General features: G+C 52.7%; 7 protein-coding genes. 6 read left to right on the top strand and 1 reads right to left on the bottom strand.

All coding sequences use genetic code 11. The features are described 5' to 3' along the window. The 4 genes from V6Z81_06860 to V6Z81_06845 all read left to right on the top strand — a co-directional run. Positions 1 to 320 (top strand): metalloregulator ArsR/SmtB family transcription factor (locus V6Z81_06860; protein ID MEG9862207.1); only part of this gene is annotated, 320 nt, incomplete at its 5' end. A 141-nt stretch (positions 321 to 461) separates the two neighbouring features. Then, positions 462 to 881, top strand: coding sequence for a hypothetical protein (locus V6Z81_06855; GenBank protein ID MEG9862206.1), 420 nt, complete (start codon positions 462 to 464; stop codon positions 879 to 881). Continuing rightward, complete coding sequence (locus tag V6Z81_06850) at positions 878 to 1,183, top strand: hypothetical protein (GenBank protein MEG9862205.1); 306 nt, start codon at positions 878 to 880, stop codon at positions 1,181 to 1,183. Before V6Z81_06855 ends, V6Z81_06850 begins: the two co-directional genes overlap by 4 nt. Beyond that, a complete protein-coding gene (locus V6Z81_06845) occupies positions 1,180 to 2,700 on the top strand; it encodes a M81 family metallopeptidase (protein ID MEG9862204.1) in 1,521 nt (506 codons plus the stop codon). Before V6Z81_06850 ends, V6Z81_06845 begins: the two co-directional genes overlap by 4 nt. A 48-nt stretch (positions 2,701 to 2,748) precedes the next feature. On the opposite strand, the gene V6Z81_06840 is transcribed toward V6Z81_06845, so the two are convergent. Continuing rightward, positions 2,749 to 4,785: a CocE/NonD family hydrolase gene (locus tag V6Z81_06840; GenBank protein ID MEG9862203.1), complete on the bottom strand. Its 2,037-nt coding sequence runs from the start codon at positions 4,783 to 4,785 to the stop codon at positions 2,749 to 2,751. Positions 4,786 to 5,007: 222 nt separating this feature from the next. Between V6Z81_06840 and V6Z81_06835 the strand changes: the two genes are divergently transcribed. Together V6Z81_06835 and V6Z81_06830 are read left to right on the top strand one after the other, a co-directional pair. Further along, entirely contained in the window at positions 5,008 to 6,567 is a 1,560-nt protein-coding gene (locus V6Z81_06835) for an ABC transporter substrate-binding protein (protein MEG9862202.1), read from the top strand. Positions 6,568 to 6,603: 36 nt separating this feature from the next. Beyond that, on the top strand, positions 6,604 to 7,548 hold the full coding sequence (locus V6Z81_06830) for an ABC transporter permease (GenBank protein ID MEG9862201.1): 945 nt from the start codon (positions 6,604 to 6,606) through the stop codon (positions 7,546 to 7,548). Position 7,549: the final 1 nt, after the last annotated feature.

Raw genomic sequence — 7,549 nt, 5'->3', positions numbered from 1 at the left:
GAGGGCACACCAAACTGCAAGGCGTTCTGCGGGCGCTATCCAACCGCCACAGGCTTACCATCCTGACCTGGCTTCTTGCCCCGGAAGAGCACTTCCAGCCTCAAGCGGAGGCCGATCTTGTGGAAGACGGTGTTTGCGTCTGCTTCATGACGGAAAAAATCGGCTTATCGCAGCCGACGGTGACGGTCCATTTGCAAACCCTGGCCAAAGCGGATCTGCTGACATCAAAGAAGATGAAGAACTGGGTCTACTACAAACCAAACCGGAAGGAAGTTGCACGCTTCCTCAAAGATATTGGCGGCAAGCTTAACCCTTCGTGAATATTTCCCGCAATCCCTGCCTTGGCGTCTAAGGTCACCGGGGACACAACGGAAAAAAACAGTCGCCCTGCCATAACCGGCAATCAGCCAACCGATTACCCTGAAGGCAAGACCTGAAAAGGCTCTTGCCGGGGGAAGACGATGGGCAACCTTTCCGGAATTCACTTTCTGTCATTTGTCGATTTACTGACGTCGCTTATCGCAACCGCTTACGGCTTCGGCATCTATCTGTTTCCGGCGATCGCTCCGGAGATGATCAGGGACATCGGATTCGATTACCTGGAAATGGGGATAACGACAGGGGCCATCCAGGCAGGGTTTTTGACTTTCGCGCTTCTCAGTGGGTTTTTGACTTTCGCGCTTCTCAGTGGGTTTTTGACAAGTTTACTGGGGGCGGTCAGACCGTCTAAACTAATTGATAGTGGGGGCTACACTCGAACAAGAAAGCATCAGTTTGACTCTGGGGCAGGGTTTGAATTGGTGTTCAAATTGAAAAGAACCTATAAACTAACATTGGCACTGAACCGGATGTTAAAGGCAAGTCTAGGTATTTGGATATGACGCAGCAACCAGAAACAGCCCTATCCCGTTTGCTAAACGCAACCAAATCTACGGGACGTGTTTTTATGAATACATGGAAACTCTTACCCTTAGGTGGGAAGGGTTTGCTCATAGCGCACGCTATAATTGTCTTGATGGCCATTGGGTTCGACATGATGTTGCCCTTCTTGCTGGCTTGGATGATTGAAGCTGCGCAACATGATAATCCGGATATATGGTTGTATTTGATTCTTTTAGCTCTTGGTTGGTTTGGCATCAGATTACTGGATGAAATTAAGGTCACTCAGAGGATCTGGGTATGAAGCGTATCATTGTGGCTGGCTTCCAGCATGAAACGAACACTTTTGCGGCCACAAGGGCGACACTTTCTGAATTTGAATTGGTTGATTCCTGGCCCGGGTTACTGACAGGTGAAGAGGTGGCCCCTGGCTTGAAGGGAACAACAATCCCTCTTGCGGGTTTCATTGATGCAGTTGAAACCCGGAATGCGGATAACCCCGATGAAAGCATTGAGATGATACCTCTTTGCTGGGCGTCGGCGGAACCCGCATCGTTTGTCAGCGATGAGGCTTTTGAAACCATCACCTCAATCATCCTTGATGGTATTGCAGATGCCGGTCTGATAGATGGGGTTTATCTCGATCTGCACGGGGCAATGGTTACTGATAGTCATGATGATGGTGAGGGTGAACTGCTTTCCCGCATCCGCACCATTGTCGGAGATAATCTTCCGATCGTAGTGAGTCTTGATTTGCATGCCAATCTGACTCAGCGCATGGTTGATCACGCATCGGCGATAACCATTTTCCGTACCTATCCGCATTTAGACATGGCTCAAACCGGCGCGAGAGCCTTGCCGGTGTTGCTGCATCTGCTGGCGGGAGGCGTCTGTTATGCCGCATGGAAGCAGGTGCCCTATCTGCTCCCCCTGCATGCGCAGTTCACCTGTGAGGATCCGATGAGGGAGCTATATGAACATGTTGCAGCTATAGGGGATGCGCCATCATGCTGGGCCGAATTTGCCGCTGGTTTTCCGGCATCCGATATTGCTGACGCCGGCCCGGCATTTTTGGCGTATGCCGAAAGCCGCAATGATGCGGAGACTATGGTCAATGCGCTTTATGAGAGATCTGTTGCAGTTGAATCTAAATTCAATTTGCAACTCTTGGATCCGCCTGAAGCGGTCACTGCCGCCATTAAGGCCCATGCCGAGACAGGTAAACCCGTGGTGATCGCTGATGTTCAGGACAATCCCGGAGCTGGGGGAACATCAGATACAACAGGATTGATTGCTGCCCTCATCGCTGCAGGAGCGAAGCGCGCCATTGTCGGCATGGTACATGATCCTGATCTTGCCGCTAGCGCCCACGATGCCGGAGAGGGGGCTGTGATTAAAGGTCAACTCGGCGGCCGTGGCGGGGGACACCCAATATCCGGATCGTTCAAGGTCGAAAAAATCAGTTCAGGGAAATTTCCCTTTGGTGGAGACATGTATCGCGGTTGCATCGCCGATGCCGGTCCATCTGCCGCTTTATTGATTATCGATGATCAATCCGATATCCGCGTTGTGATTTCATCAAAACGTTGCCAGAATCTTGACCAGGCGATCTTTACCCATCTGGATATCAATCCATCTGATGCAGCAATCATCGTTGTAAAAAGCACGGTGCATTTCAGAGCTGATTATGAATCCCTTGGCGGAGTGGTGATTAATGCCTTTGCTCCGGGGTTGCACCCGTGCCGGCTTGAAGATGTTACTTTTAAGAACCTGCGCCACGGTGTTCGGGTTACTCCCGGGGGAAGGAGTCACGGAAACTGATGATTTGCGCAGTGCCCATGGCCCGGGGTTGACAATATATGGTGCTGTTTAATTACGGTCTGTTATGAAAAAACTGTGCGTCTTGCTCAGCATATCCTGATTTTTCCAACTCACCTCAAGCGATGATTTAATGGCGGCCCCTCCCGATTCAGCCTGCATCATAATCCGGCTGGTGATGATGGCTTCTCCATCATCCCTCCTGATCCTGAAACTGGTGTCGATGGTGCATGTTGCAGTTTCCGGTGCATTATCCCCGATTGTATATTCAGTTGATGTCATAACAGTGAAATGGAGTCCAAGCGTGGAGAAGGTTGTTGTTGTCCCGGGCTGATGCCAGCCTTGTGTGATGATACCGTCAACGGCAGCTGGCGGGATGCGTTCAAGTTCACCTTCTGATGTATTATCATGGTCGCTGTCGCCGGCATAATTTTCGGATGCCTGAAATGGGGATGGTATCTCCTTTACGGCACGGGGCTGCAGGGGCAGGCTCAATACGGCTCCGGCAGTATTTACCTTCAGCGGGGTTATGGAACTCACGGGCCAGACCAGCGGCCAGTAAGATGCACCCAGCGCCAGCCTGATCCGGTTGCCGGCAGAAAATCGGTAGGATACTGCCGGGAAGGTGATCCGGTAGTGTTGTGGTTGTCCCGGTTCTGTCTGGCGCAGTCCGTCAAGTGTCTCGTCAAGTTCCAGGGCCAGCACCGTCCGTGTGACAAGATTTGACCGGCCATCAGGCAAGACCTCACAAATCCTGCAAGCAATTTGCGCTGGCATCCGTTCTGCCCCAATCTCCATCTCCAGCCTGGCATGGCCAAAGAGGTCAATGTTTGTAGTCAGATTTTGCGTATCAAAACACAAGGCACGTGCATCATCCGGTGACTGATCAAGCGGCAGACCGCCAATCCGGCCAAAATATCCCGTGTCACCGGCGCATTCCCCATGGCGAAGATCGAAGGGAACGTCAAGGAGGCCATCTTCGTCAGGCCTGACCGTTGTCAGCACGCCCGCACCGGGTTGCGCGGCGAGATGGTATGTCTCACCGTCCTCCGCATGGAGGTCATCACAGGCCAGCCATTGTCCGTTTCTTGTCTGAAGCCTGTCTTGGGGTGGATCAAATTCACGCCTCCAGATTGTTAGCCGGGGTCTTTGGGCTGGCTGATGCTCATCAGGCTTTAGCCACTGATTCCACCATTGCAATGCGGTATGCTGGAAATTCATGGCGGGGCCGGGCTCACCCTTATCCGGATAATGATGCCCCCAGGGGCCGACAATACCACAGCAGAGATCGGGCCGTGCTTCTGTCAGCTTCATGACACTGTTTGAATAGCGGTCAGACCATCCGCCGATGATGAGCACAGGGCAGGACAGGTGATCAGCTTGATGGAATACAGACCCATGCCTCCAATACGTCCCGCGGCGGTCATGCCTGGCCCAGTTTTCAAAGGGGAATCTGGTTTGATTCAGCCGTTGTTTCCAGATTGCGAGCCAATCTTCTCCGGTTGTGGCCAGATCCGGCGGGGCAGCCAGTATGGCGGGCAGGGTGGCACCCCATTCCAGACTGTCGGTGAGCAAACATCCTCCCATCCAGTGAATATCATCTTCGAAACGGTCGATGGTGGCACTATTAGCGATTACAGCTTTTAATGGTTCCGGTGCATTGACGGCGGCTTGCAGGCTTGCTGTTCCGCCCCATGATGTACCGAACATTCCCACTTTCCCGTTACACCACAGCTGTGCTGCAACCCAATCAATAACATGCCGGGCATCATCGAGTTCGCACTGGTCATACATGTCGGGCATGGCACCTTCGCTGTCACCGGAACCCCGCATGTCGACACGTAGGCAGGCATACCCGTTACGCGCAAAAAAGGGGTGGTTGCGTTCGTCACGAAGCCGCACCATGTCACGCTTTCGATAGGGTATATATTCAAGAATGGCTGGAGCAGGATTCTCCCCAAGCGGCTTCCATATGCGGGCTGAAAGACGTGTGCCATCGGGCATGGGAATCCAGATATGCTCATTTGTGTCAATATCGCTGGTACTGACGGTATTCGGCGGGTCTGGAGTTACATATTGCCGGGACATGATATGTGGGGCTAACCTCAGTGCAATCAGGTTTGATTTTCTTGCCTAAAATATGATTTTGGCAAAAATTTCTTGCCAAGGCAAAAATTTATGGGAAGATACCTTTATTGTTGCTTCAACTGATGTAGCTGTGCGTAATTACGCTTGAACCCGGCCGGAGGGAATCAGGTTGGGATCTATATAAAACTGGCATGTGAAAGTGCCAAATTCAGGAGGATAAAAATGGACAATAACAATCTATTCAAAATGCCCAGACGTAAATTTATGGCTGCTGCCGGTGCGTTTGGTGCGGCGACAATGGCCTATCCCGGCATGTCGGTTTCTGCTGATGGCAAAGTGCTGACGATCCGTTCATACTCGGATCTTCAGATTCTTGACCCTGCCTTTTGGCTGTCGATACCGGAATCTGATATTATCAGGTCGATCTTCGCGCCGCTGGTTGAAGTTGAGGCCGGTGACAAATGGGACTGGAAGGCAGTTGCCGTTGACAGCATTAAGCAGGTTGACGATCTGACTGTAACGTTCAAACTGCGTGACAATATCGGCTTTACTGACGGTTATGGCCAAATGACGGCTGATGACGTGAAGTTCTCACTTGAACGTATCGCTGATCCTGCTCTGGAGAGTCCCTATGCCGGTGACTGGAGTGCGCTCAAGGAAGTTGAGGTCAAAGACAAACTGTCTGGAGTCATTCATCTGAAAAACAAGTTTGTGCCGCTCTGGACAACGACGCTGCCGACGGCGGCCTCATGTATCCTGTCGCGCAAGGCGATAGCAGATCTTGGCGACAAGATTACGACGAAGCCGGTGGCGCAGTCAGGCCAGTATCTGCTGGCGGATTGGCAGCCCAAGCAGAAGACAGTGCTCAAGCGCAATCCGAACTGGGCTCATGAACGTGGGGGATTTGAAGAGATTCACATCATTCCCATTGAGGATCCGGCAACAGCTGAACGCGGCTTTGAGGCAGGTGATCTTGATTACACCTGGACGTCAGTCTCCTCGCTTCCGCGGCTTAAGAAGAATCCGCCGCCTAATAGCGTCGTTCTGGAAAAACCCTCACTGGCCTATGTCTGGCTGGGGATTAACCAGGATGCTGCCCCGTTTGACAATATTAATCTCCGCCGTGCCGTTCAGCATGGGGTTGACCGTCAGGCGGTTGTGGATGCGGCGTATTTTGGTGCCGCGAGTGTCGCTAACGGAATTATTGCCCCGGGCCTGCCCGGCAACCGCAAGAAAGTGACCTATGATTACGATCCTGATAAGGCGAAGGCACTGCTGAAGAAGGAAGGGATCAGCAATCTGAATGTCACGCTGGATATTCTCAACCAATCTGAGCGCCTTACCGCCGCTCAGGTCATTCAGGCCAATCTGGCTGATGTCGGTATCAATGTTGAGATCAAGCAGAATGACAGCGGCACTTTCTGGACTCTCGGCTCCAAGGATGGCAATTACTGGAATAAGCTGCAGTTGGTTCTGAGTCGTTTTTCCATGCAGCCCGATCCGAGCTGGGCGACAGTCTGGTTCACGCCTGAACAGGTGGGGGTCTGGAACTGGGAGCGCTTCAACAATGCTGAATATAAAAACCTGCATGAGCAGGGGCTGGTTGAAAGCAGTCCCAGCAAGCGCGACAAGATCTACAAAAGGATGCAGGATTTGATGGATGAAAGCGGAAGTTACGTCTTCTTCACCCATGAAGTTGTTGGGGCAATCCATCACACCAGCGTTGAGCCGGGACTAAAACCGAACGGGGAGTCATTGTTCCCCGAATTCGAACCCAGCTAAATCAATTGGGCGGCCCCTTGGGGCCGCCCTGTTTTTATGCTCAAGTATCTTGCCAACAGGGTTTTGCTTTCTATCGCCATTGTTTCAGTGGCGTTGTTCCTGTTGTTTTCCATGATCTATCTGATTCCGGGTGATCCTGCCGCCGTGGCGCTTGGCCCCAGGGCGACAGAAGCCATGCGTGATGCCCTGCGGATCAAAATGGGTCTCGACCAGCCCGTGTGGGTGCAATTCTGGAATTTCTTTACCGGTGCCTGGACGGGTGATTTGGGAAATGAGGTTCTGTCGGACAGGCCTGTTTTTAATGTCGTCATGGAGCAGCTGCCTTTTACACTGGCCCTGATCGCAGGCGGAATGACATGGTCAATTGCCCTTGGCATTCCTCTGGGCTGCCTTGCTGCGGTCAGGCAGGGCGGCTGGGTCGACCGTCTCATTGGTGTGTTCTCGGTGGCCATGATCGCCGTTCCGTCATTTGTTGTGGCGATTTATGCGCTGCTTGTGTTTGCGGTGGCCTTGCGCTGGTTGCCGGCGATCGGTGCCGGTGAAGCAGGGAATACCGGTGAGCAGATCATTCATCTCATTTTGCCGTCGCTGGCAGTGGGGCTGGGCTGGGTCGGTTATATCGGCCGCATGGTTCGTGCCTCGATGCTCGAGGTGCTTGAGGCACCGCATGTCAGAACGGCGCGCGCTTTTGGCCTGCCCGACTGGCTCATAACCTATCGCTATGCGCTGACGATCGCCATTCTGCCGACCATCACCCTGCTGGGTGTGGGTATCGGGCAGATGCTTTCATCGGCAGTGTTTGCCGAAATCGTCTTCGCGCGGCCGGGTGTGGGCAAACTTGTCTACGATGCCATTCTCACCCGGAATTATCCACTTGTGACCGGAGCTGTTCTGGTCACAACGGTTTTGTTCGTTTTTATCAATCTTCTCGCAGATATCATTGTCGGAGCTTTTGATCCCCGTGTACGCAGCCGCTTCTAAC

This window comes from Parvularculales bacterium (assembly GCA_036881865.1).
Lineage (GTDB): Bacteria > Pseudomonadota > Alphaproteobacteria > JAPOUT01 > JBAJNM01 > JBAJNM01.
This window is presented reverse-complemented; position numbering and strand designations above follow the sequence as displayed.